The organism is Saccharomonospora marina XMU15 (assembly GCF_000244955.1).
In the GTDB taxonomy this organism is placed as follows: domain Bacteria; phylum Actinomycetota; class Actinomycetes; order Mycobacteriales; family Pseudonocardiaceae; genus Saccharomonospora_A; species Saccharomonospora_A marina.
Genome location: NZ_CM001439.1, coordinates 1,020,628 through 1,043,833 on the forward strand (window position 1 = coordinate 1,020,628; position 23,206 = coordinate 1,043,833).

Annotated in this window: 20 protein-coding genes and 1 pseudogene; 12 read left to right on the top strand and 9 right to left on the bottom strand. The window is 71.2% G+C overall.

The window, feature by feature from the left end; translation table 11 throughout:
• Positions 1–276 (top strand): annotated as a pseudogene (locus SACMADRAFT_RS30745) (hypothetical protein); the annotation flags it as partial.
• Here SACMADRAFT_RS30745 and SACMADRAFT_RS04870 read toward each other — a convergent pair.
• Complete coding sequence (locus SACMADRAFT_RS04870) at positions 246–1,367, bottom strand: DNA glycosylase AlkZ-like family protein (RefSeq protein WP_009152673.1); 1,122 nt, start codon at positions 1,365–1,367, stop codon at positions 246–248. The pseudogene SACMADRAFT_RS30745 and the gene SACMADRAFT_RS04870 sit on opposite strands and share 31 nt — an antisense overlap.
• Positions 1,348–1,770, bottom strand: coding sequence for a DUF3224 domain-containing protein (locus SACMADRAFT_RS04875; RefSeq protein ID WP_009152674.1), 423 nt, complete (start codon positions 1,768–1,770; stop codon positions 1,348–1,350). Before SACMADRAFT_RS04875 ends, SACMADRAFT_RS04870 begins: the two co-directional genes overlap by 20 nt.
• A 63-nt stretch (positions 1,771–1,833) precedes the next feature.
• On the opposite strand from SACMADRAFT_RS04875, the gene SACMADRAFT_RS04880 reads away from it, so the two are divergent.
• Both SACMADRAFT_RS04880 and SACMADRAFT_RS04885 read left to right on the top strand, forming a co-directional pair.
• Entirely contained in the window at positions 1,834–2,838 is a 1,005-nt protein-coding gene (locus SACMADRAFT_RS04880) for a helix-turn-helix transcriptional regulator (protein ID WP_009152675.1), read from the top strand.
• Positions 2,831–3,652, top strand: coding sequence for a uroporphyrinogen-III synthase (locus SACMADRAFT_RS04885; protein WP_009152676.1), 822 nt, complete (start codon positions 2,831–2,833; stop codon positions 3,650–3,652). Before SACMADRAFT_RS04880 ends, SACMADRAFT_RS04885 begins: the two co-directional genes overlap by 8 nt.
• Before the next feature lie 25 nt (positions 3,653–3,677).
• On the opposite strand, the gene SACMADRAFT_RS04890 is transcribed toward SACMADRAFT_RS04885, so the two are convergent.
• Entirely contained in the window at positions 3,678–3,965 is a 288-nt protein-coding gene (locus SACMADRAFT_RS04890) for an MGMT family protein (RefSeq protein WP_009152677.1), read from the bottom strand.
• Positions 3,966–4,067: 102 nt separating this feature from the next.
• On the opposite strand from SACMADRAFT_RS04890, the gene SACMADRAFT_RS04895 reads away from it, so the two are divergent.
• From SACMADRAFT_RS04895 to SACMADRAFT_RS04910, 4 genes are all read left to right on the top strand, one after another.
• Positions 4,068–7,256, top strand: a complete 3,189-nt coding sequence (locus SACMADRAFT_RS04895; RefSeq protein ID WP_009152678.1) for an ATP-dependent helicase — start codon at positions 4,068–4,070, stop codon at positions 7,254–7,256.
• Positions 7,253–10,477 (top strand): ATP-dependent helicase, encoded by a 3,225-nt coding sequence (locus SACMADRAFT_RS04900; protein WP_009152679.1) that lies wholly within the window; start codon positions 7,253–7,255, stop codon positions 10,475–10,477. The genes SACMADRAFT_RS04895 and SACMADRAFT_RS04900 overlap by 4 nt, the downstream gene beginning before the upstream one ends.
• Positions 10,478–10,569: 92 nt before the next feature.
• Entirely contained in the window at positions 10,570–11,574 is a 1,005-nt protein-coding gene (locus SACMADRAFT_RS04905) for a potassium channel family protein (protein ID WP_085977958.1), read from the top strand.
• 221 nt (positions 11,575–11,795) lie between these two features.
• Positions 11,796–12,245, top strand: coding sequence for a hypothetical protein (locus SACMADRAFT_RS04910; RefSeq protein ID WP_009152681.1), 450 nt, complete (start codon positions 11,796–11,798; stop codon positions 12,243–12,245).
• A 21-nt stretch (positions 12,246–12,266) separates the two neighbouring features.
• Here SACMADRAFT_RS04910 and SACMADRAFT_RS04915 read toward each other — a convergent pair whose 3' ends face one another.
• Positions 12,267–13,310, bottom strand: a complete 1,044-nt coding sequence (locus SACMADRAFT_RS04915) for a neutral zinc metallopeptidase (protein ID WP_009152682.1) — start codon at positions 13,308–13,310, stop codon at positions 12,267–12,269.
• A gap of 142 nt (positions 13,311–13,452) precedes the next feature.
• Between SACMADRAFT_RS04915 and SACMADRAFT_RS04920 the strand changes: the two genes are divergently transcribed.
• Positions 13,453–14,409 (top strand): YciC family protein, encoded by a 957-nt coding sequence (locus tag SACMADRAFT_RS04920; RefSeq protein ID WP_009152683.1) that lies wholly within the window; start codon positions 13,453–13,455, stop codon positions 14,407–14,409.
• Positions 14,410–14,436: 27 nt separating this feature from the next.
• On the opposite strand, the gene SACMADRAFT_RS04925 is transcribed toward SACMADRAFT_RS04920, so the two are convergent.
• A complete protein-coding gene (locus SACMADRAFT_RS04925) occupies positions 14,437–15,252 on the bottom strand; it encodes an SDR family NAD(P)-dependent oxidoreductase (protein WP_009152684.1) in 816 nt (271 codons plus the stop codon).
• 34 nt (positions 15,253–15,286) lie between these two features.
• Here SACMADRAFT_RS04925 and SACMADRAFT_RS04930 point away from each other — a divergent pair, with 34 nt between their 5' ends.
• The 4 genes from SACMADRAFT_RS04930 to SACMADRAFT_RS04945 are packed head-to-tail and all read left to right on the top strand — an operon-like array spanning position 15,287 to position 19,965.
• Entirely contained in the window at positions 15,287–16,573 is a 1,287-nt protein-coding gene (locus tag SACMADRAFT_RS04930; protein WP_009152685.1) for a M16 family metallopeptidase, read from the top strand.
• Positions 16,570–17,949, top strand: coding sequence for a M16 family metallopeptidase (locus SACMADRAFT_RS04935; protein ID WP_009152686.1), 1,380 nt, complete (start codon positions 16,570–16,572; stop codon positions 17,947–17,949). Before SACMADRAFT_RS04930 ends, SACMADRAFT_RS04935 begins: the two co-directional genes overlap by 4 nt.
• Positions 17,949–18,950 (top strand): NAD(+) diphosphatase, encoded by a 1,002-nt coding sequence (gene nudC / locus SACMADRAFT_RS04940; RefSeq protein WP_009152687.1) that lies wholly within the window; start codon positions 17,949–17,951, stop codon positions 18,948–18,950. Before SACMADRAFT_RS04935 ends, nudC begins: the two co-directional genes overlap by 1 nt.
• A 55-nt stretch (positions 18,951–19,005) precedes the next feature.
• Entirely contained in the window at positions 19,006–19,965 is a 960-nt protein-coding gene (locus SACMADRAFT_RS04945) for a cobalamin biosynthesis protein CobD/CbiB (protein WP_040925551.1), read from the top strand.
• A gap of 7 nt (positions 19,966–19,972) precedes the next feature.
• On the opposite strand, the gene SACMADRAFT_RS04950 is transcribed toward SACMADRAFT_RS04945, so the two are convergent.
• The 4 genes from SACMADRAFT_RS04950 to SACMADRAFT_RS04965 all read right to left on the bottom strand — a co-directional run bounded on the left by SACMADRAFT_RS04950 (position 19,973) and on the right by SACMADRAFT_RS04965 (position 23,007).
• Positions 19,973–20,593 carry an FMN-binding negative transcriptional regulator gene (locus SACMADRAFT_RS04950; RefSeq protein ID WP_009152689.1) on the bottom strand — a complete coding sequence of 207 codons (621 nt, stop codon included), beginning with the start codon at positions 20,591–20,593 and terminating at the stop codon, positions 19,973–19,975.
• 90 nt (positions 20,594–20,683) lie between these two features.
• On the bottom strand, positions 20,684–21,586 hold the full coding sequence (locus SACMADRAFT_RS04955) for an SURF1 family cytochrome oxidase biogenesis protein (RefSeq protein ID WP_050998064.1): 903 nt from the start codon (positions 21,584–21,586) through the stop codon (positions 20,684–20,686).
• Positions 21,587–21,652: 66 nt separating this feature from the next.
• Complete coding sequence (locus SACMADRAFT_RS04960) at positions 21,653–22,525, bottom strand: fructosamine kinase family protein (RefSeq protein WP_009152691.1); 873 nt, start codon at positions 22,523–22,525, stop codon at positions 21,653–21,655.
• Positions 22,522–23,007: a low molecular weight protein-tyrosine-phosphatase gene (locus SACMADRAFT_RS04965; protein ID WP_009152692.1), complete on the bottom strand. Its 486-nt coding sequence runs from the start codon at positions 23,005–23,007 to the stop codon at positions 22,522–22,524. Before SACMADRAFT_RS04965 ends, SACMADRAFT_RS04960 begins: the two co-directional genes overlap by 4 nt.
• Positions 23,008–23,206 lie beyond the last annotated feature (199 nt).

The window sequence follows — 23,206 nt, forward strand, 5'->3', positions numbered from 1 at the left end:
TGGCTACTGGCACCCGGCCTGTTCCAGCGAAGGCTGGCCGGCGCAGGCGCCGACGTCGTGGCGGCACCGCTGGGCGCCCACCCGGCGGTGGTGGACCTGGTGCTGCGCCGCCACGCCGAAGCCCTACCCGCGAGTCCCCCGCTGCTGCCCGCGAGTCCCCCGCTGCTGCCCGCGAGTTCTGCGCTCCCGGGCGCGCCCCGCGCGAACGACCGCCTGCGGCGAGACGGCGGAGCCCACAACACCGCTCACGACCACGCGACCCGCAGGTCGGCGTAACCACGGACGGCCGCCACCCGTGCGGCCTCCTCCTTCGCTGCCGCGCGGGCGGCCGTGCCCAGCCGCAGCAACTCGGTGAAGGTCACCTCCAGCCGCTTACCCGCCGACTTCGTGCGCCACGTGCCCGCCACCTCCCCGTGCGCCAGCAACGCACCCGGGTTTCCGAGGACTTTCCACAACTCCTTGCGGTGCGCCTTGTCCGGCACCAGCAACTCCCTGTCCCTTGCCTGCAGGAACGGGTCCCACGGCGGCAGCAGCCGCACGAAGTCGGGCGTTGGCGGGTTCGCCAACTCCGCCACGCGGTCGGCCGGGATGTAGCGCTTCTTGCCGTCAACGCGCACCTCGACCAGGTCCGAAGGCCACAGCCGCTCGGTGACCGTGGCACGGGTGGAGCCCAGGAAGCCCGCGGCCTCGGTGGGCAGGGCCGGGCCGTGCAGCCGCAGGTAGTCCACCACGACACGCGTCACGCGCGCGATATCGGTGGCCACCGGTATGCGCGGCCGGTCGGCCAACGGCTCGAGGGTCGCGGGCGTGGCACCCGCGACGAGCCGGAGACCGGCCAGCGGGGCCGCAAGCCGCATGAGCTGCTCGTGGATGTGCGTGGCCTGGCACGGCCTGCACCACCGGGTGAGCGCGGCGGGCACCAGCCTTGTCACCGCCGTACTGGCCGAGCCCTTCGTCATCGCGGCGGGCACCGCCTCCCGCATCGCGCGCGCGGCCGTGAGCAACACCTGTGTCGCGGGCATGCCCGCGTCGGCGACCTCCTTGCGCTGCCACGAAAGGCGAGCCAGCGTGTCGGCGTCGTCCACGGGCAGCAACGCGGGAATGAGCGCCGCGACATCCTCGGTCCGGTGGTAGTGCGGGGCACCCCGGTGCGACCAGAGGAGCGTGAACCGCGCGTCGTCGACCAGCGACACCGGCCGGTCGGTGGGCAACCGGGCCGCCAGCGCGAGTTCCGCAGCGGCGCGGGCGGTGGCGTCCTGCACACCGAGGTCGAACACGGCGAGCTTCGCCGGGTCGTCCTGGTCGCGCGACAACCCGTGGCGAGCGATGCGGTAGGCCAGCACCTGCTCACGATCGAGTTCGAGCACCGCTACTCCTGTCCAGGGTGTAGTCGAACGTGTACGCCACCGTCTCCTGCGAACCCGCGGCCGTGCCGCAGCCCGAGATACCGGCAAGCTCCCCCGTGCCCGAACCTGCGACGACGGTGAAGCGGTCCTGGATACCTTCCGGGCCGTACGCCACATCGTGCCGGATGACGAAACTGCCCTTCCTGCCCTCGACGCTTCCCGCTATCCGTTCGAAACCGGGGGCCCGTTGCCCGCCGTTGTGTGGTGTGCCGTCGTAGTAGAGCAGGTAATCGCACGTGGAGGTGCCCTCGATGATGCCGCGGTAGCTGAAGCTGGCCCTGGCATGGGCGTAGCGCGGACCGTCGTCGGCGCCGCTGACGACCTGCTCCTCCCATGTCTTCATGCTGAAGCTGTTCTCACTCATGCGGCCAACCCTGCCGGTGATACCTGTCATCTTGTGTCAGGTATTGCGGGCACAATCGTCGGTATGCGAGCGAGCAGGCTGCTCGCGGTGCTGCTGTCGCTGCAGAACCGCGGGCGGATGACGGCACGACAGCTCGCCGACGAGCTCGAGGTGTCGGTGCGCACGATCTACCGCGACATCGATGCGCTCTGCGCCGCGGGCGTGCCGGTGTACGCCGAGCGCGGCCGCGCGGGCGCCTACCAGCTGCTCGACGGCTACCGCACCCGGCTGACCGGCATGTCGGGGGAGGAGGCTGGGGCGCTGGCGCTGTCCGGGTTGCCCGATGCCGCGGCCGAGCTCGGCCTCGGCACCGTGCTGGCGGCGGCGCAACTGAAACTGCACGCCGCGCTGCCCGAGGGACTGCGTACCAGGGCGGCGGAACTGACCCAGCGGTTCCACGTGGACATCCCCGGTTGGCACAGGGGTATCGAGCGCGTCGAGCGGCTGGCCGAGGTCGCGGACGCGGTGTGGCGTTCCCGGCGAGTGAGGATCACCTACCGGCGCTGGGACGGCAGCGGTGTCGAGCGCGACATCGAGCCGCTGGGGCTGGTGCTGAAGGCGGGCAACTGGTATCTGGTCGCCCGGTGCGGCGACAGTGACAGTGCCGGTGACCGTGACAGTGATTACGACGGTGACTACCGGGTCTACCGGGTCTCGCGCATCGACGAGCTGACCGACCTCGGCCCTTTCGGCCGACCGGAGCCCTTCGACCTCGTCGGGTACTGGCGGGACTGGTCGCGGCAGTTCGAACGCAGAATGTATCCCAGAATTGCCGTTGTACGACTGTCGCCGCTCGGGCGTGACCTCGTACCGTTCTTCCTGGGCTCGGTCGGTGCTCGCGCGTTGCGGGAGGACTGCCGGGAACCGGACGAGGACGGGTGGTCGGTCGTGGAATTGCCGGTGGAGCGGGGTAGGCCCGCGCTGGGTGAGTTGCTGCGGTTCGGACCCGAACTGCAGGTGCTCGAGCCCGCCGACCTCAGGCGGGAACTGGCGGACGCGGTGGCCAGGATGGGCGCGATGTATGGGTGAGCTGAGCGGGGTCACCATCGGGATCACCGCCGAGCGGCGCGCCGAGGAATTCATCGAAGCGCTGAGGAGGCACGGTGCCACGGTCAGGCACGCGCCGACCATCCGGATCGTGCCACTACCCGACGACGAACAGCTCAGGTCCGCCACCCGAGCCGTCGTGGCCGACGGGGTGGACCTCGCCGTCGTGACGACCGGAGCCGGATTTCGTGGCTGGCTTTCGGCGGCACACGGCTGGGGCATGGCGGAGCCGTTGCTCGCCACGCTCGGGCGTTGCGAGCTGTTCGTGCGCGGACCCAAGGCGAAGGGGGCGGTGCGGGCGCACGGCCTGGCCGAGCGGTGGTCGGCGCCGAGCGAGACGAACAGCGAGCTGTTCGACCACGTGCTGGCGCAGGGTGTCCGGGGCAGCCGGGTCGCGGTGCAACTGCACGGCTCGCCGCTGGCCGAGCACACCGCCGCGCTGCGGGCGGCCGGTGCGAGCGTGGTGGAGTTGCAGCCGTACCGCTGGCAGTGGCCTGCCGACCTCTCGCGGGCGAACGAGCTGATCGCCGAGGTGCTCGCGGGCGGCGTGGCAGCGCTGGCGTTCACCAGTGCACCGGCGACGCAGAACCTGCTCACGCTGGCCCGCGAGTCCGGCCGCTACGACCAGTTCGTTTCGGCGCTGGCGAAGCGGGTGGTGTGCGCGTGCGTGGGTCCGGTGACCGCGGCGCCGCTCACCGAACTCGGTGTGCCCACCCTGCAGCCGCGGCGGCAGCGGTTGGGTGCGCTGGTCAAGTTGCTGGTCGCCGAACTCGGTGACCAGCGCCCACGCAGCTGACCGGGCGCCACGGCCGAGTACGGCGTCAGCCCCGCCAGCGGTACCTCGCCAGGCTCACCCGCTGACCGTCGGCAAGGACGCCTTCGGCCCTCAGCAGTTCGAGTTGCCTGCGCGCCAGGTGCGGCGCAGGCGTCCCGTCGGCCCGCAGCACCCGATGCCACGGCAGGTCGTGGCCGTCCTCGGAAAGGATCCGGCCCACCAGCCTCGGCGTGCGCGCACCAGCGGCCGCCGCGACGTCGCCGTAGGTGGCCACAGCGCCGCTGGGGATGGCCCTGACGACATCCCGTACCCGCTCGTGCAGCTCCTCGTCCATAGGCGTCACTCTGCCCGACGCCGCCCGGCCCGGAGCGGACACTCCCAGGCAGGCCCCGAGCTTTCGTCGTCGGGGCATGATTCCATCTGGAGCGTGAGTGGAGTGCATGCGCGGTTGGTGCGTTCGCCTGCCGAGCCTGCCCGGCCGCGCGAGTGGGAGGAAGGTGCCAGCCGCCTGCTCGCCGCCGCGCAGGGCCACCTGCGCGTGCTCGGCGGCCCAGGTACCGGCAAGACCACACTGCTCGCCGCCACGGCCGTGGCCAGGGTGCGGCAGGGCGCCGACCCGGAGAGCCTGCTCGTGCTGACTTCCTCTCGCAGGGCGGCCGACGCGCTGCGGACCGAGATCACCCGCAGCCTCACCGCAGAGCCGGGACACAGCGGGAGCACCATTCGCGAGCCGGTAGTCCGCACCGTTCACTCCTATGCCTTCGCCGTGCTGCGGCTGCAGGCCGCGCTCAACGACCTTCCCGCTCCCCGGCTGCTTTCCGGGCCGGAGCAGGACGTCGTCGTGCGCGAGCTACTCGCGGGCGACCTCGAAAGGGGCGCCCCGGACTGGCCGGAGAAGCTGCGGCAGGCGCTGGTCGTGCCGGGCTTCGCCGAGGAGCTTCGGGACCTGCTGTTGCGTGCGGCCGAGCGGGGGCTGGGCCCCGAGGATCTGGTGAAGCTCGGACGGCAGCAGGGCAAGGACGAATGGGTCGCGGCGGGCAGCTTCTGGCGGCAGTACGAAGAGGTCACCCTGCTGCAGGGTGCGGGCGGCAACGCGCTCGGCGAACCGGGGTCGCCCGCGCTGGACGCGGCCGAACTGGTGGCCAGCGCGCTGGTGGAGCTGGAGGGCGATCCCGGCCTGCTCGCCCGCGAGCAGGCCCGGGTAAGGCACCTGCTTGTCGACGACGCACAACACCTCGACCCGCTGCAGTACCGGCTGCTGCAACTGCTCGGCAGCTCCGCCGACGACTACGTACTCGCCGGTGACCCGGACCAGGCGGTGTTCTCCTTCCGTGGCGCCGATCCTCGGCTGCTCGCCGACGCTGATCCTCGAGGGGAGCGGACGATCACGCTGACCCGCTGCCACCGGATGACGCCCTCGGTGCATCAGGCGGTCGCAAGCATCGCCGCGCACCTGCCCGGTGCGGGCACGCACCGCCGAACGCGGCCCAACCGGGCAGCCGAGGGAGTCGTGCGCACCCGATTGCTGCCGACTCCCGCCGCCGAGGCGGCGTGGGTCGCCGATCAGCTTCGCCGCGCGCACCTGGTCGACGGCGTGCCGTGGTCGCGGATGGCAGTGCTGGTGCGCTCGCCCGCCCGGTCGTTTCCCGTGCTGCAACGGGCGCTCGCAACAGCGGGCGTGCCCATCGCCACCGCCACCGAGGAACTGCCACTGGCCAGGCAGCCGGGCGTTCGGCCGTTACTCAGCCTGCTGCGGTTGGCGAGTGATCCCGGTGCTCTTGACGCCGACACCGCCGAGATGCTGCTCGCCTCTCCGCTCGGCGGCGCCGATCCGTTGGCGCTTCGCAGGTTGCGCCGCGGGTTGCGCAGGCTGGAGCTGGCCGCCGGTGGTGAGCGCTCCAGCGACGAGTTGCTTGTCACCGCTTTGCGTGAAGGCGACGTGCTCGCCGGGCTCGCCGAGGCGGAGGCCGCCCCCGTGCGCAGGGTCGGTCGGCTGCTCGCGACGGCAAGGGACGCGGTGGAACACGGTGCGGGTGTCGAGGACGTGCTGTGGCAGGTGTGGCAGGCCGGCGGGCTGCAGGACAAGCTCGTGCAGCGCGCCGCGCGTGGCGGCACGCTGGGGGCGCAGGCCGACCGCGACCTCGACGCCGTGGTGGCACTCTTCGACGCGGCGGCGCGGTATGTCGACAGGTTGCCGAAGGCGGGTGTCGCGGGATTCGCCGAATATCTCGGTTCGCAGCACATCGCGGGCGACTCGCTTGCACCGGTCGCCAGGCGGGGCGCCGGTGTGTCGCTGCTTACCGCGCACGGCGCGGCCGGCCGCGAGTGGACGGTGGTGGCCGTCGTCGGCGCGCAGGAGGGCAGCTGGCCGGACCTTCGGTTGCGCGGCTCGCTGCTCGGCGTGGAGCGACTTGTCGATCTGCTGTCCGGAGTGGATGGTGCGGGCGTTTCGGCGACCGCTCCGCTGCTGGCGGAGGAACGCAGGCTGTTCTACGTCGCCGCGAGCAGGGCCACCACCACGCTGCTCGTCACAGCAGTGCAGGGCGAGGACGAGCAGCCCTCCCGGTTCGTCGCCGAGTTGGTGGAAAGCGACACCGACACCGAGCCGGGGCCGGACGTGCGCAGGACCGAGACCGAGCGTGCGCTCGTGCTCTCGGAGCTGGTGGGCCAGCTGCGGGCGGCGGTGTGCGACACCGCCGCCGAACCCCGCCGCAGGCGGCTCGCCGCCCGGCAGCTGGCCCGGCTGGCCAGAGCCGGGGTACCCGGCGCGCACCCGAACCAGTGGTACGGGCTGTGCGAGGTGTCCACGACAGACCCGTTGCGCGGCCCCGACGAGGTCGTGCGGGTCTCACCCTCCACCGTGGACACACTGGCGAAATGCCCGCTGCGCTGGCTGCTGGAACGCCACGGTGGCGCGGACCCCGCCCAGCTCGCCGCCGTCACCGGCACGCTCGTGCACGCACTGGCACAGGCTGCCGCCAACGGTGCCGACGCCGAACGGTTGCGCGCCGAACTGGACGCGGCATGGGCGAAGGTCGACGCGGGAGCCCCGTGGTTCTCGCGCAGGGAACGTCGCCGGGTCGAGCAGATGGTCGGCAACTTCCTCGACTGGCTGCACCGGAGCAGGAGCGAACTCACCCAACTGGGCGTCGAGCAGGACATGGCGGTGGAACTGCCCGTGGCAGGGGCGGGCGAGCACGGCCCGAAGGTCAAACTCACCGGCCGCGTCGACCGGTTGGAGGTGGACGGCGAAGGCAGGCCGGTGATCGTGGACATCAAGACCGGCAAGACCGTGATCAGCACGGCGGAGGCCGAGCAGCATCCACAGCTCGCGGCCTACCAGCTCGCGTTGCTGCTCGGCGCGTTCGCCGAACACGGTGAGCAGCCCGGCGGCGCCGCGCTGGTGTACGTCGCCAAGTCGCACAACCGCACCGGCGCCACCGAGCGCAGGCAGCCACCGCTGGACGAGGAGGCCACCCGGCACTGGCTCGAGGTGCTGCGTACCGCGGCGGCCGCCACGGCGGGACCAGGTTACGCGGCTAGGGAGAACTCCGACTGCGATCGCTGCCCCGGCCGCACGTCGTGCCCGCTGCGCCCCGAGGGCAGGCAGGTGACCGGCCCGTGACGCGACAGCAGCCGCCGCCGGTCAGTCCCGGCGAGCTGGCGCAGGCGCTGGGCCTGAACCCACCCACCGACGAACAGGCCGCCGTCATCGCCGCCCCCTGCGAGCCCGCGCTGGTCGTCGCGGGCGCGGGCGCAGGCAAGACCGAGACGATGGCGGCAAGGGTGGTGTGGCTGGTGGCCAACGGTTTCGTCAGCCCCGAGCGCGTGCTCGGCCTCACGTTCACCCGCAAGGCCGCCCGCCAGCTCGGGGAACGGGTGCGTGCGCGGTTGCGCAGGCTCGCGGGTTCAGGGCTGCTCGACCGCGTCGATCCGACAGGGCAGCGCAGGATCGATGTGCTGACAACGGAACCGACCGTGCTCACCTACCACGCCTACGCGGGCAGGCTGCTCGCCGAGCACGGGTTGCGGCTGCCGGTGCGGCCGGGAGCCAGAATGCTGTCGGAAACCGCCTCCTGGCAACTCGCCCACCGCGTGGTGTCCACGTGGGACAAGGATCTCGACACCGACCGGGTTCCCGCCTCTGTCACCGCGCAGCTGCTGGCGCTCAGCGGCGAGCTGGGTGAGCACCTTGTCGAGCCCGAACAGCTGCGCGAATACACCGAGTGGTTCGCAAGTCTCGTGGAAAGCGCGCCGCGAGCCAAGGGTCAGCGGGCGGCACTGCCGGTAGCCCTGTCGGAAATCGTGGCGGCGCAGCGGTTGCGGGTGGAACTGCTGCCGCTCATCGACGGCTACCGGCAGCGCAAGCGGGCGGAGGGGGCACTCGACTTCGCCGACCAGATGTCGCTGGCCGCGCGGCTTGCCGAGCAGCAACCGGACGTGGTCGCGGGTGAGCGGGAACGCTACGCGGCCGTGCTGCTCGACGAGTACCAGGACACCGGCCACGCGCAGCGGGTGCTGTTGCGGTCGCTGTTCGGCGGTGAGGACCCGATGCCGGTCACCGCCGTCGGCGACCCGGCGCAGGCCATCTACGGCTGGCGTGGTGCGAGCGCGGCGAACCTGCCTCGGTTCACCACGGACTTCCCTCGCCGCGACGGTGACCGGCTGCTGCCCGCACGCGAGTACGGCATGCTCACCAGCTTCCGCAACCCGCCACAGGTGCTCACGCTGGCCAACGCGGTCGCGGAGCCGCTGCGCGCGGCCGGGCTGGGCGTGCGCGAGCTGCGGGCTAGGGACGGCGCGGATGCCGCCGACATCCGCTGCGCGTTGCTGCCCGATGTGCGGACCGAACGCGAGTGGGTCGCCGACGAACTCGCGAGCGTGTGGCTGCAGCGGCGGGAGGCCACTGGCAACCCGCCGACGGCCGCGGTGCTGGTTCGCAGGCGCGCGGACATGGCACCGATCGCGGCGGCGCTGCGCGAGCGGGGCCTGCCGGTCGAGGTCGTCGGACTCGGTGGCCTGCTCGACGAACCCGAGGTCGCCGACCTGGTGGCCAGCCTGCGCGTGCTGGCCGAGCCGCTGTCGGGCACGGCGGCGGCCCGGCTGCTCACCGGCGCCAGATGGCGGCTGGCCGCGGCTGACCTCGGTGCGCTGTGGCGGAGGGCGGGTGAGCTGTCCGCTGCCGACGATGCGATCGTCGCCGAACGCGCGGAGCAGGCCGGGCTGATCGACGCGGTCGACGACCCCGGCGATCCCTCGCGTTACTCGGAGCAGGGATACACCCGTATCCGCAGGTTGGGCAAGGAGCTCGCGGCATTGCGGCGCAGGCTCGACCAGCCGTTGCCCGAGCTGGTCTCCGATGTGGAACGCACGATGCTGCTCGATGTGGAGGCGCTGGCGAGGCAGGGTGGCGCGGGCAGGGCACACCTTGACGCCTTCGCGGACGTGGTCACCGAGTACGCGGAGAACGCGCCGACCGCCACCCTGCTGTCCTTCCTGGACTACCTCGCCACGGCCGAGCACGCAGAGGACGGCCTGCCACCCGGCGAGGTCGAGGTGGTGCCCGACCGGGTGCAGGTGCTCACCGCGCATTCGGCGAAGGGCCTGGAATGGCAGGTGGTGGCCGTGCCGCACCTGGTCCACGACACCTTCCCCGGCAAGCGGCGCTCGTCGTCGTGGTTGCGAACCGTGCCGGAGCTGCCTGCCGCGCTGCGCGGCGATGCGCAGGATCTGCCGCGCCTGCAACTGCGCGGCGACGAGGACCGCAAGCAGGTGATCGAGGCCTGCGCCGAGCACGAGGAACGCTTCGCCGAGCGGCACGCCGAGGAGGAGCGCAGGCTGTGCTACGTCGCTCTGACCAGATCGGAACAGTGCCTGCTCGTGTCGGGGCACTGGTGGAACTCCAGCAGCGCGAAACCGAAGGGACCGTCTCGGTTTCTCACCGAACTCGCCGAGCTCGTCTCGGCGGACAAGACCGAGCCACCGCTTGCCACGATCGCGCACTGGGCACCCCGACCGGCAGCCGACGAGCCGAACCCGCTGGTCACGGCGTCTCGCTCGGCCGAGTGGCCGGTGGACCCGCTCGGTGGGCGCCGCGATGCCGTTCGCGAGGGCGCCGACCTGGTGCTCCAAGCGCTGGAGGAACTGGACCTGCCGATCGAGGACGACGATCCGGACGGCTGGATCGCGGACACGGACGTGTTGCTCGCCGAGCGCGAACGCGCCCGCGACCGCACCGAGGAGATCACCCTGCCGGGTCAGCTCTCGGTGAGCCAGTTGGTCGAACTCGCCGGCGAGCCGCAGGCGCTGGCCCGCAGACTCCGCAGGCCGCTGCCGTTCCCGCCCAACATCTACGCGCGCAGGGGCACGGCCTTCCACGGCTGGCTCGAACGGCGCTTCGCCAGTCAGCGCCTGCTGGAACTCGACGACCTGCCAGGAGCCGCCGACGTCGGCGGCGAGGATGCGGACCTCACGCGACTGCGGGAGGCGTTCGAACGCAGCGTGTGGGCGGCCCGCACGCCGCATGACGTGGAGGTGCCGTTCTGCACCGACATCGACGGCGTGACCGTGCGGGGCAGGATGGACGCCGTCTTCGCGGATGACGACGGTGGCTGGACCGTGGTGGACTGGAAGACGGGTGCCGTGCCCGACGGCGACCGGCTGCCCGCGCTCTCGGTCCAGCTCGCCGCCTACCGGCTGGCCTGGGCGAACCTTTCCGGGACCCCGCTGGCGAAGGTGCGGGCCGCGTTCCACTACGTGCGCCACGACCGGACCCTGCGGCCGGTGGATCTGCTGGACGCCGACGGGTTACGGGACCTGCTCAGGACGGTTCCGGAGAGGGAATAGGCTGCTCGATCGTGCGTAACCCGTTGAGGACGACGAAGCCGGAGGACCAGCTCTCCGAGCGGCCGGGGCATGCCCTCGTCGGCGTCGTCAGCATGCCGGTGACGACGGTGAGCCCGGCCAAGGCGATCGCGCGCAGGGTGGTGTTCGCCACGGCGGTGCTGCTGGGAATGGTGCTCATCGTCTACCTCGACCGCGATGGCTACCGCGACTCCAACGGCGACGGTGTCTCGCTGCTTGACAGCTTCTACTACGCCACCGTGTCGCTTTCCACCACCGGATACGGCGACATCGCGCCGGTCACCGACGCGGCCAGGCTGATCAATGTGGTGCTCATCACCCCGATGCGGGTGTTGTTCCTGATCGTGCTCATCGGCACGACACTCGAGGTACTCACCGAACGGTCCCGGCAGGCGCACAGGATCCAGAAATGGAGGCGCAAGGTGCGAGACCACTTTGTGGTCGTCGGCTTCGGCACGAAGGGGCGGTCCGCGGTCAACGCGCTGCTGGCCGAGGAGGACGTCGAGCCGAACCAGGTCGTGATCGTCGACACCGAGCAGGCCGCCCTCGACGCGGCCAGCGCGAGGGGCCTGATCACCGTGCACGGCTCGGCCACCCGGTCCGACGTGCTACGCGTGGCCGGCATCCAACGCGCTCGCGCCGTCGTGGTGGCCCCCAACCGCGACGACACAGCGGTGCTGGTCACCCTCACCGCGCGCGAACTCGCGCCGAAGGCCCGCATCCTGGTGTCGGTGCGCGAGGCCGAGAACGTTCACCTGCTGAAACAGTCCGGTGCCGACCAGGTGGTCGTGTCGAGCGAAACCGCGGGAAGGCTGTTGGGGATCGCGACCAGGACACCGCGCGTGGTGGACATGGTCGAGGATCTGCTCACCCCGGAAACCGGTCTCGCCATCGCGGAGCGGGCGGTGGAGCCGTCGGAGGAGGGGGGCTCACCACGGCACCTGCCCGACATCGTGCTGGGGCTGGTGCGCGACGGCGAGCTGTACCGGGTGGATGCCCCTGAGGCCGACTCGCTCGAGCCGGGGGACCGGCTGCTCTACGTTCGCAAGGCCGCGTTGCCCGAGCAGTCCCCGCGCTGAGCCGGTGCCGCTGTGCTGTTGTCACCGTGCTGTTGTGCTGGCGGCCGACGGGCTGCCCGCCGCCACGGCGGCGTTGGCGCGGGTGGCCGCCCGTGCCGTTGTGCCACCGTGCCGTTGCGCGGTGGTCCTGTGACGTTGGCTGCACCCCGGCGTTGGTGTGCAGTGGCCAGATGATCTGGAACGATTGAACCGTGCGGCAGCGAGCGGACCAACGGCGGCACATGCCGCCACTGACGTGGAAGGTGCTCGGCGTTGCCGCATTCGTCGGCCTGTGGATCGTACTGGCGGCATGGTGGGTCGGGCCCTCGTTGTTCGGTGACGTCTCGGTGGAGCAGCGGCGGGAGGCCCCCGCGACCGTCACGCTGCCCGCCGATTGCTCCAACCCCGACGCGGAGGAAACCGTGCGGTTCGAGTTGGACGGCCGCACGATGAACGGCACGCTCAGCGGCTGCGGCCACGACCAGGACGAGCAGATCCGCATCGCCGTGCCCGCCGATGCCGTGCAAGCCGGAGACGGGCTGGTGGAGGTGCACCTCGCGGCCACCACACCCGGCACCAGCGACCTGCGCCGCCCGGTCGGCCTTGCGCTGCTGGTGCTCAGCTGCGCAAGCGGCGGGACCTACGCCTTCCTGCTGGCGAGGGGGCCTCGCCGCCGCGTCGCCATCCTGTGAGCCTTCGGTCCGGCAACCGGCTCAGGAGACCTCGGTGCTGCTCGCCGCGAAGGTGTTGCAGTCGGCGATGCGGTTGTCGTACGCGCCCGCGCGCCACCAAGCGGCGTAGTTGGCGTTGCTGCCGTGGTCGTGGGTGCCCGAGGTGTCGTCGCCCCTGGTCTCCTGGTCGTTCCAGGCCTCGTCGTACATGTCCCGCGTGATGGTGCCGCCCCGGTCCACGTGCGCGCCGAGGAACATCCCGGAGAAGCACTGTGCCTGCAGTTCCTTGCGCCGTGACAGTTCGAGCCCTGCAGGGCTGTCCTGCCCCACCGCGTAGATCCGCTCCCACGCCGCGTCCATGATCCCAGCTACCTCCTGCACGTGGTGCCCGTACTCGTGCGCGAACAGCGCGAGGTAGACACCGGGACGGTTGCCGTACTGCTCGGTCTGCAGCCCGTCGAAGGGCACGTACAGGTTGTTCTCGCAGTAGTACGCGGCCGTGGCGATTCCGACGTTGATGGTGCCGCACGCGGTCCGAAAGCTCGCCGCCGACGGGAAGTGCAGTTCCGGCGATCGAAACGGCAGGTTGTACGACCGCAGGAACGGTCCCCATGCGGCGTCGAGACATTCACGCGCCGCCGTGAAGAACGCCTCGGCGGCCGAGGGCGTGCTCTGCCATGCGGGCAGGTTGCACACCAGGTTCTGCAACCCGGCGTTGGGGTCCTGCAGGATCGGGTGGTCGGCCAGCTTGAAGACCTTGCCAGGCCCCTGCTGGACCGTGGGCTCGTCCAGCCGTGACGACGAGGTCGTGCTCGACGGCGAACTGGTCGTTGTCGTCGTGGTGGGCGCCGTGGTGGTGGTCGGCGCGGTCGTGGACGTCGCCGCGGCGTTGTTGGTGAACCCGCCGTCCGCCGACCTGTCGGACCCGCTGGTCAGCGTGAACACCACGATGAGCGCGAGTACCAGCAGCACGGTTCCGCCCACGGAGGCCAGGATGATCGGGCCCTTCGACGGCCCGCGCGGCGGTCCCGGCGGCACCGGGTAGCCGTAGCCGTACTGCGGACCCGGTGGCGGCGGTTGTGTCATCTCGTCGTCCCACGGGTAGTTCGATCTCGGCCGTCAGCATAACGACGCTGTTCGACGCCCGACGTGGCTCGCCTAACCTGCATATGCCGATCTGCTGCCCTGCCGAAGCGCGCAGGTGATGCCGACAAGCGAGGATGGCGCGATGACAGACTCTACGGGTTGGTCCGCACCGGACCCCGACAACCGCTCTCAACTTCCGAAATATCCAGCCCAATCGGGGCACGGCGGGTACGGCGCGGGTGGACCGGGCAAACCCGGGGTGATCCCGCTACGCCCGCTGGCGGTCGGCGAGATCCTCGAAGGCGCCGTCGGCACCATGCGCAGGCACGCGGGAGTGGTGTTCGGGTCCTCGGCGGTGATCGCGCTGCTCAGCGCGGGCCTGTACATCATCGCCGACCTGTGGATCCTGGATGCGACGGCGCCGCCGCCGGTGATCGATCCGAACGCCAGCCCGGAGGTACAACTCGATCAGGCGCTCGCCGCGCTCGGCGACAACCTGGCCAACGCGGGCGTGATGGGCGTCATCAACCTACTCACCCAGACCTTCCTCGCCGGTCTCCTCACCGTGGTGGTCGGCAAGGCCGTGCTCGGCAGGCCCATCGGTTTCGCCCAGGCATGGGAGGAGCTGCGCCCCCGACTGCTGCCGCTGTTCGGGCTGACGGTCGTCGTCACGCTGCTGGTCGCGGTCGGCCTCGTGCTGTTCATCGTTCCGGGAGTGTGGCTGTTCGTGTTGTTCAGCCTCGCCGCGCCCGCGCTGGTGCTGGAACGCGGCAGCATCGGCGATGCTCTGCGGCGGTCGCCGGTGCTGGTGAGGCAGTCCTGGTGGCGGGTCTTCGGCGTGTTGCTGCTCGCCATGCTCATCGGGTTCCTGATCAGCTTCGTCATCCAGCTTCCGTTCGGCTTGCTCGCCGGTGACCCGACCGCCACTGCCGGGCTCACCGTGAACGACGTGCTGATCCTGGAGTTGGGCAACGCGGTCGCGCAGACGATCGTCGTGCCGTTCGCGTCGGCGGTGACGGCACTGCTCTACATCGACCAGCGCATGTGCAAGGAACGTCTCGACGAGGAGTTGGCCCGTTCCGCGGGAGGCGGGGCCTGAGCAGCACTCCGCTGAGCGGGTCGGTGCTCACGCCCCCGGCTTGAGCGCGGTGGCGATCAACTCGTCGCTGAGCAGCCGAAGCCGTTCCCGCGCCGAAGGGTCGGTCGCCTGCGGGTGCGGCTGCGCCCTGCGGGTGCCGTCGAAGTACCGGCCGCTGACACCGTCCAGTTCCGCCTCGGTGATCAACCGCAGTGTGGCGCGTGCGCCCTCCGCCACTGTGCTGACCGGGGTCCTGCCCGCCTGACGCACCATGGCGGTGTCCATGAACGTGGCAGGGTGCAGCGCGTTGGCGGTGACCCCGGTGCCGTGCAGTTGTTCCGCGAGGTCGATGGTGAACATGACCTGGGCGAGTTTGCTGCGCATGTAGGCGGTCATGCCGTCATATCCGGTGAGCAGTTCCGGGTCCGCGAAGTCGATCTCCTGCTGCCCCGCCGAAGCCACGTTGACGATCCTGGCCGGAGGCAGCAGCAGCGGCAGCAGCCGACGGGTGAGGTGGTATCCGGCGAGGTAGTTCACGGCGAACCGCAACTCGATGCCGTCCATGCTTTCCTGCCGCTTCGCCGGGTCGTCGCCGCTGCCGATGCCCGCGTTGTTCACCAGCACGTCCAGCCGGTCGTGCCGCTGGAGCAACTCGTCGGCGAGGCGGTCGACCTGGGACAGCGCGGCGAAGTCGGCCCGCACCGTCTCCACCCCCAACTCGTCACGCAGCCGCCGCAGCCGATCCATGTCGCGGCCGTGTGCGATGACGTGGGCGCCACGGTGAGCGAGCTCGGTCGCGAGGTGGTGACCGAGCCCGCTGGTGGCGCCGGTGATGAGGATGATTTGCTCGGTAAGTGGTCTCATACCCTGTGGCCGAGCCTACCCGTAGGGTGTGGTCATGGCCGTACCCCAGCTACACAGATTCACTCTCGACAACGGCCTTCGGGTCGTGCTCGCACCGGACGGGACCGCACCCGTCGTCGGCGTAAGCGTGCACTACGACGTGGGCTTTCGATCCGAACCCGAGGGCAGGACCGGGTTCGCGCACCTGTTCGAGCACCTCATGTTCCAGGGCAGCGAGAGCCTGGAGAAGCTGGCGCACTTTCGCTACGTGCAAAGCAGCGGGGGCATCTTCAACGGCTCGACCCATCCCGACTACACCGACTACTTCGAGGTACTGCCGTCCTCGGCGCTGGAGCGGGCGTTGTTCCTCGAGGCCGACCGCATGCGCGCCCCCAAGCTGACCGAGGAGAACCTCGCCAACCAGATCGACGTGGTCAAGGAGGAGATCCGGCTCAACGTGCTCAACCGGCCCTACGGCGGGTTCCCGTGGATCCTGCTGCCGCCGGTGCTGTACTCCACCTTCCCGAACGCGCACAACGGCTACGGCGACTTCACCGACCTCGAACAGGCCACACTGGACGACTGCGCCGCCTTCTTCGACACCTACTACGCGCCCGCGAACGCGGTGCTGACGGTCGCGGGCGACATCGAGGTCGATCGCGCCCGCGAACTGATCGAGAAACACTTCGGCGACGTGCCCGCACGGCCGAAGCCGCAGCGGCCCTCGTTCGCAGAGCCGAGGCCGACCGAGGAACTGCGCGGCAGCCACACCGACCCGCACGCTCCGCTTCCCGCGCTGGCCGTCGGCTACCGCATGCCGGACCCGGTCAACGAACTGGACGGCTACCTAGCCCACCTGGTGCTCGCGGGGCTGCTGACCGACGGCGACGGTTCACGGTTGCAGCAGCGGCTGGTGCACCGCGAACCGCTGGTCACCGACGTCAACGCGGGCGCGGGGCTGTTCGGCCCGTTCGAGGCCCGTGACCCCGACACGTTCTCCATCACCGCGATCCACGCGCCCGACGTCGCGCCCGAGCGGGTGCTTGGCGCTTTGGACGAGGAGCTGGACGCGCTCGCCACCACGCCACCCGAGGAGCGGGAACTGGCGAAGGTGACGGCGCGGTGGAGCGCGAACCTGCACGGCGACCACGACCGGTTGGTCTCCAGGACGCTGGCGTTCGGTTCGCTCGAACTGCTGCACGGCGACGCCGCGCTGGCGGTCGGCCTCGCCGACCGCATCGCGGGTGTGACCGCGGAGCAGGTGGCCGAGGCCGCCAAGGGGCTTCGGCCGGACTCGCGTGCCGTGCTCGTCGTGGAACCGGACCAGGGAGATGCCAAGTGACCTCAGCGACTCACCGCGACGCGGAGCAGATCGGCCGCACCGCAACGGGCCCGAGGCAGCTGCCTGCGCTGGGCGAGCAGCGGCCACCCGCCGAACTCAGCCACACCGACACCGTCCTCGGCAACGGTCTTCGAGTGCTGGCCGCGCGCAAGCCCACCGTGCCGATGGTCGAGCTGCGGCTGTCGATCCCGTTCGCGGGCGACGACCCCTCGCACCCGGCCACCGCCGAGGTGCTGGCCGAAACCATGCTCACCGGCACGAAGCGGCGTGACCGGATCGCCATCGACACCGAGCTCGCCCTCATCGGTGGTGACCTCGGCACGGTGGTCGATCCCGAGCACCTCAGCGTGTCGGGCAGCGCGCTGGCCAGCGGCCTGCCGACCCTGCTCGACGTCCTCGCCGACGTGCTCACCGAGGCCGTGCACACCGACGGTGAGGTGGGCAGGGAAGCCGAGCGGATCGTGGAACGGCTCGCCGTCGCCCGTACGCAGCCAAGGGTGATCGCCCGCGAGGCGCTGCAGCGGCGCCGCTACGGCGACCACCCCTACACCCGCGAGGTGCCGCGACCGGAGGACGTCGCCGCCGTCACCCCGGAAGCCGTGCGGCTGCTGCACGCACGGGCCGTGCTGCCCGGCGGTTCCACCCTCGTGATCGTCGGCGACATCGACACCGACGCCGTGATCGGCGAGGTGGAGCGTGCGCTCGGCTCCTGGCGCGGCGACGGCGAGGCGAAGCGGCTCGCCGAGTTGCCCGACCTCACCCCGGGTGACCTGCTGCTCGTCGGCAGGACCGGTGCGGTGCAGTCGCAGCTGCGGCTGTCGGCACAGGCCGTGCCGAGGACGGATCCGCGTTACCCGGCGGTGCAACTGGCGAACCTCACCTTCGGCGGGTACTTCTCCTCGCGGCTGGTGGAGAACATCCGCGAGGACAAGGGCTACACCTACGGCGCCCACTCCGGCTTCGAGTTCACAGGGCAGAAGGCGACGCTTCAGGTGGAGGCCGACACCGCCAGCGAGGTGACGGCGGCCGCGTTGCTGGAGACCCGCTACGAACTGGGCAGGCTCGGGCTGGTTCCGCCGACGGACGCCGATGTCGAGGCGGTGCGCCAGTACGCCATCGGCTCGCTGCTCATCTCCTCGTCGTCGCAGACCGGGCTGGCCAACCAGCTGTCCGCGCTCACCGACGTCGGTCTCGGTGCGCAGTGGCTGACCTCGCATCCGGACCGGCTCGCGCGAGTCACCACCGAGGAGGTGGCTCAGGCGGCGCTGGAGTTCTTCGCCCCGAGCCGCTTCACCGGAGTCGTGGTTGGCGACGCGGAGGTGCTCGCACCGCAACTGCTGGCACTCGGCGACGTCACGGTCGAGGGCGCGAGCTGATGAACACCGCGCCGTTCCAGCTGGGGCAGCTTCCCGCGCTGTCCCGGTCGACGGCGGACCGCAACGAGTCGTTGCGGGCCGACGCGGAGCGGTTGCTGGCACGGTGGCCTGCCGCGCGGGTGCTGCTGCTGGACCGGCGCGGTCGCACCCCGGTGCCGGAACGCGCGGCGCGGGAACCGCGTGGCGAGCCCGTCCCACTGGCCACCCGCAAGGCGATCGACTTCGGTGAACATCCCCCGGGGAACGCGGCGTTCCTCGGCCAGTGGCAGGACACCGACTACTGGTTCCTGCCAGGCGAGGCTGGCGAGGACGCCGAAACGGTGAGCATCCCCGGCGGTTGGGGTGGCTGGCAGGACGCGCCCGCCTCCGAAGGCGAGGTGTGGGTGGACCTGCGTGGGCACGGCTCGATGCTGGACGATGCCTCGGCCGGGCTGCTCACCACCGCCGAGGCGCTGCGCAACTGGCATTGGCGCGCGCGGTTCTGCTCACGCTGCGGTGGGGAGAGCGAGCTCGGGCAGTTCGGCTGGGTGTCGGTGTGCGGCCGCTGCGGCAAAGAGGAGTATCCGCGCACCGATCCTGCGGTGATCTGCCTTGTGCACGACGACCTCGGCACCAACGGCGAGCACGTGCTGCTGGCGAGGCAACCGGTGTGGCCACCGAAGCGGTATTCGGTGCTCGCCGGGTTCGTCGAGGCGGGGGAGTCCCTCGAGGGATGTGTCGAGCGGGAGATCCGTGAGGAGGTCGGCGTCGACGTCGGTGACATCCGCTACCTCGGCAGCCAGCCGTGGCCGTTCCCGCGCTCGATCATGCTCGGCTTCGCGGCAAGGGCGCAGGCAGGGGCGTCGCTTCGGCCCGCCGACGGTGAGATCGAGGAGGCGCTGTGGGTGCCGCGGGACGAGGTGCGTGCCGCCTTCGCGGGAAAGCACCGAAACCTGCTGCTTCCCGGCGCTTCGTCGATCGCCCACGTCATGTTGCGGGCGTGGGCCGAGGCGAACCGGTGAGAACCCGGCGCGGGCCACTCACCGAGGTCGAGTAGCCTGCCGCTCACACGTAGCAATGGGGGATTCCGGCGTGGGTGTTGCACGAGCCGTTGGGCTGATGCTGGGGTTGGTCGCCGACGGAGTGATCGGCGACCCGCACAAGGGGCGCGCGGTGACCGGTTTCACCGCGATCGCCAACGCGGCGCGACGCCGGGTGCATTCCGACAGCACGCTGGGTGGTGCCGTGTACACCGGCGCGCTCACTTCGGCCGCCGTGCTCGCGGGTTCGGCCGCGGAGCGAGCGGGCAGCGGCCGTCCGGTCGTGCGTGCGCTGGCGACCGCCACCGCGACGTGGGCGGTGCTCGGCGGTGCCCGCATCGCGACACACGGCACGGAACTCGCCCGCGACCTGCAGTGCGGCGACCTGGACGCGGCGCGACGCACAGTGTCGGCGCTGGACTCGCGAAGCGCTGACGAACTCGACGCCACGGCGCTGTCTCGCGCCGCCGTGGAGATCGTCGCACTCCGGTCGGCAGACGATGTGGTGGCTCCGCTGCTGTGGGGCGCCGTCGCCGGGGTGCCGGGGCTGCTCGGTTCGCGGGCGGTGGGTGTGCTGCGGGCGACCACGGGTGAGCACGTCCGAAGCCGCGGGTTCGGTTGGGTCGCGGCACGGCTGGACGACCTGGTCAACCTGCTGCCCACGCGGGCGGCGGCGGCGCTGACCGTGGCGAGTGCTCCCGTGGTCGGTGGCTCTGCCGGTGCCGCGCTCGCGGCGTGGCGGCGCGACACCGTACTGCACCCCAGCCCCAACGCGGGTCGGGTCGAGGCCGCTTTCGCGGGTGCGCTGGAGATCCGGTTGGGCGGTCGTACCGTTTACCGCCACGGCGTGCGTGAACTGCCCGTGCTCGGCGACGGCCGCAACCCCGACGCGGGGCACGTGACCCGCGCGGTGGAGCTGTCCCGGGTCGTCGGCTGGCTCGCCGGCGCGGCATCGGTGGCGCTGGCGGCGCTGCTGGGCCTGCGCCGCCGAGCGTGATGCCCGGCTACGGTGTGCGGCGCAGCAGCTGGGTACGCGCGGCCTGGTCGAGTGCGCCTCGCCGGTCGGCGAGGTGCTCGGCGATCCGCCTGCGGTGCGCGGGTGGTTTGTTGCCCCCGAACTTGAACTTCGCGCGCACGCCGGTGATGCGCAGCTGCAAGCCCCTGATCCCGGCGAGCCGGCCGCGATCGTGCTCGACCGCCGTGCTGACCGGTCCGCGTCCCTGCGGTTCGAAGTGGCACAACTGCCGGTTCAGCAGCGCAGCCTTGGCTTCGGTGTCGTCGATCACCTCGGTGTCGCATTCGAGCTGGACGGTGGCGTAGTAGGAGGTCGGCACGCCCTGGCCTGGATCGGCGTCGGGCGGTGCGTTCCACGCGGCGGGCACGTAGGCGTAGTCACCGGTCACGGTGAGCAGTGCCCTGGGGCTCTCGTCGAGCAGCGGCCAGATCGGATTGGGCCGCGCCAGGTGCAGCCACGCCGTTCGGGCGCCGTCGAAGACGAAATGCGTTGGCACCACCACCGGCAGCTCACGGCCACGGCCTGCGGCGATCAGCTGGCCGAAGTCGCGTTCGCGCAACCACGCCTGCCACTCGTCGTCGGTCGCCGCGTCCCAGGGGTGAATCAACACGCACCAAGGCTGCACCGGCCAAGTGGACGTAGAACAGTGCCACCTGTGTGGGTTCTGAGGTGGCCACTTGCCGTGGCTGTGGTCCTGTGGTCAGCGCCCGGTGCCGCCGGGGCGACTCGGCGCCACCGCGGCGGAGCCGTCCCCACCGTCGGTGTGCTCTGCGTCGTTCTCGGCGTCCTCGTCGTCTTCGTCCTCGGCCAGCAGTTCGGCCACCGACTTGCGCCGCTCACCACGCGGCCGGTCCGCCGACAGCGCGCCGCCCGGCTTCAACTCGCGCACCGTGAAGTACAGCCAGCCGAGCACGGCCATGGTGCCGAACGCCAGCCACTGCAACGCGTAGGAGAAGTACGGGCCCGCGTCCAGCTGCGGCAACGGCAGCGGACCGAGCACCCCGGGCTGGCCCTGCGCCAGTTGGAAGTAGCCTGGCCGGATGTCCAGCCCCGTCGCACGCGCGACGGTTCGGGAGTCCACCGCGTAGCTGTGCAGCCTGCCTCCGGTGGAATCGTCGGAGAAGGCCTGCCTGCCCTGCGGATCGGTCTCGTCCGCGCGCACGCGCGCCTCCACCCGCACCGTGCCACCCGGCGGTGCGGCGTACGGCGGGACTCTCGTGCGGTTGTCCGGACGCACGTAGCCGCGGTCGATGAGCACCATCTGCCCACCGGTGGTGCGCATCGGTGTCAGCACCTCGAAGGCGGGTTCGCCCTGCACCGTGCGCAGCCGCGCGATCACCTCCGCGTCAGGCAGGTAGGTGCCCTCGATGAACACCCTGCGCCACTCCGTTCCCTGGCCGGGAGCCTGCCCGTCGGGCAGTACCTGCGGCAGCGGGCGGGCCTGCTCGGTGAACGACGCCTGCACCGCGGCGTTACGGGTCTCCCGCTCGGCGTCACGGTGGAACTGCCACGGCGCGAGCAGGGTGTAGCAGGTGACGGCGAAAGCGAACACCACCAGCGTCAGTCCCAGCCAGCCCGGCTTGAGCAGCAACCTCCAGCGCACACTCCAACGGTATGCGCTGCCCCCCGCCACTCACAGCGCGGGGGACACGGGCGAGCCACGCCGGACTCAGCCCAGTGCGGTGCGGGCCGCCTCGATCGACTGGCGGGCGTAGCCCCCGCCGAACAGCACGGAGTGCACCAGCAACGGGAACAGTTGGTGCAGCGCCACCCGATCACGCCAGCCGTCGGCGAGCGGGGCGCCGAAGTCGCTCGCCGCCTCGACGTAGGCGTCCACGATGTGTTCCAGCAGTGGGGTGCCGAACAGCCGCAGCATCGCCAGGTCTGTCTCCCTGTGCCCACCGTGTGCGGCCGGGTCGATCAACCACGCGCTGCCGTCGGTTGCCCAGTGGACGTTGCCGCTCCAGGCGTCGCCGTGCAGCCGGGCGGGCGCCTCGGGCTCACCGGCCAGTTCCGGCAGCCGGGCACACAACCTGTCGAAGATCGCCGACTCCGTCGAGGTGAACAGCCCCTGATCGACACACTGCCGCACGTAGGGCTCGATGCGCTGGCGAGCGTAGAACGTGGGCCAGTCGTCGGTGGGTTCGTTGCGCATCCTCGCCATGCCGATCCACGCCTGCGTGGGGCCACCGGGCGGCGGCGCGCCGAACGCCGGAGCACCCCGCAGGTGCAGTGCGGCAAGGCCCCGGCCGAACTCGCGTGCGGCCCGCTCACTGGGCGCGCCGGGCGGAACGAACTCCATCACCAGCCAGTCGTCGTCGAAGCCGTGCACGGCGGGCACCGGCAGGTCACCCGGCTCGCCGAGCCAGCGCAGCCCCGCCGCTTCGGCCCGGTTGGCGTCCGCTCCCACGCCGCGCTTGGCGACGACCTGCCCGCCGCCTCGCAGCGTCACCACGACACTGCCGCCGCCGAGCGAGTAGGTGTGCCCCGCCTTGTCGGGCAGCAGGCGTTCGACGGCGGCCATCGCGTCGTGGGCGTTCATCGGTTCTTCCGTACCCAGTCCATCAGGCCGGAAACCGAACGCTCGATCATGGCGAGCACGTCGGCGAAACCGTCACCGGACCCGTAGTAGGGGTCGGGCACTTCCGCGCCCGGCGGTGCCGAGGGGTCGAAGCTACGCAGCAGCCGCACCCTGTCGGGTTCGGGTGCGAGCTCGCGCAGGTCGACGAGGTGGCCGCGGTCCGAGGCCAGCAGCAGGTCGGCCTGGAGATGCCGCGGCCCGACCTGTGCCGCCACGTGTTCGCTGTCGTACCCGGCCGCCTCGAGTGCCGCCCGTGCCCTCGGATCGGCGGGCTCACCCACGTGCCACGGGCCGATGCCCGCGCTGCTCACCCGAACCTCGTCAGCCAGGTTCTGCGCCCGCAGTCTGCCGCGGAACACGGCGGCAGCCATCGGCGAACGGCAGATGTTGCCCGTGCACACGAAGCAGACGTGCAGCGGGCGCCTCGGGACACCTCGGCTCATGCGGCCAGTGTCTCCCCGCGCCTGTCGCGGAACAGAGCCGGGGGGCCTGGCGGCTGATACGGAAGTGTTGGCCTAATGAGATCGACAACCACCTAGCCTCGGCGCCCCCGACCGTACTAAGCTCCCGATCTCGTCAACGGCCTGGGCTAGGCGTCGTCGTTGGCGGCCCAAACAGACGTCACAGGTACTTTGGGGGCTC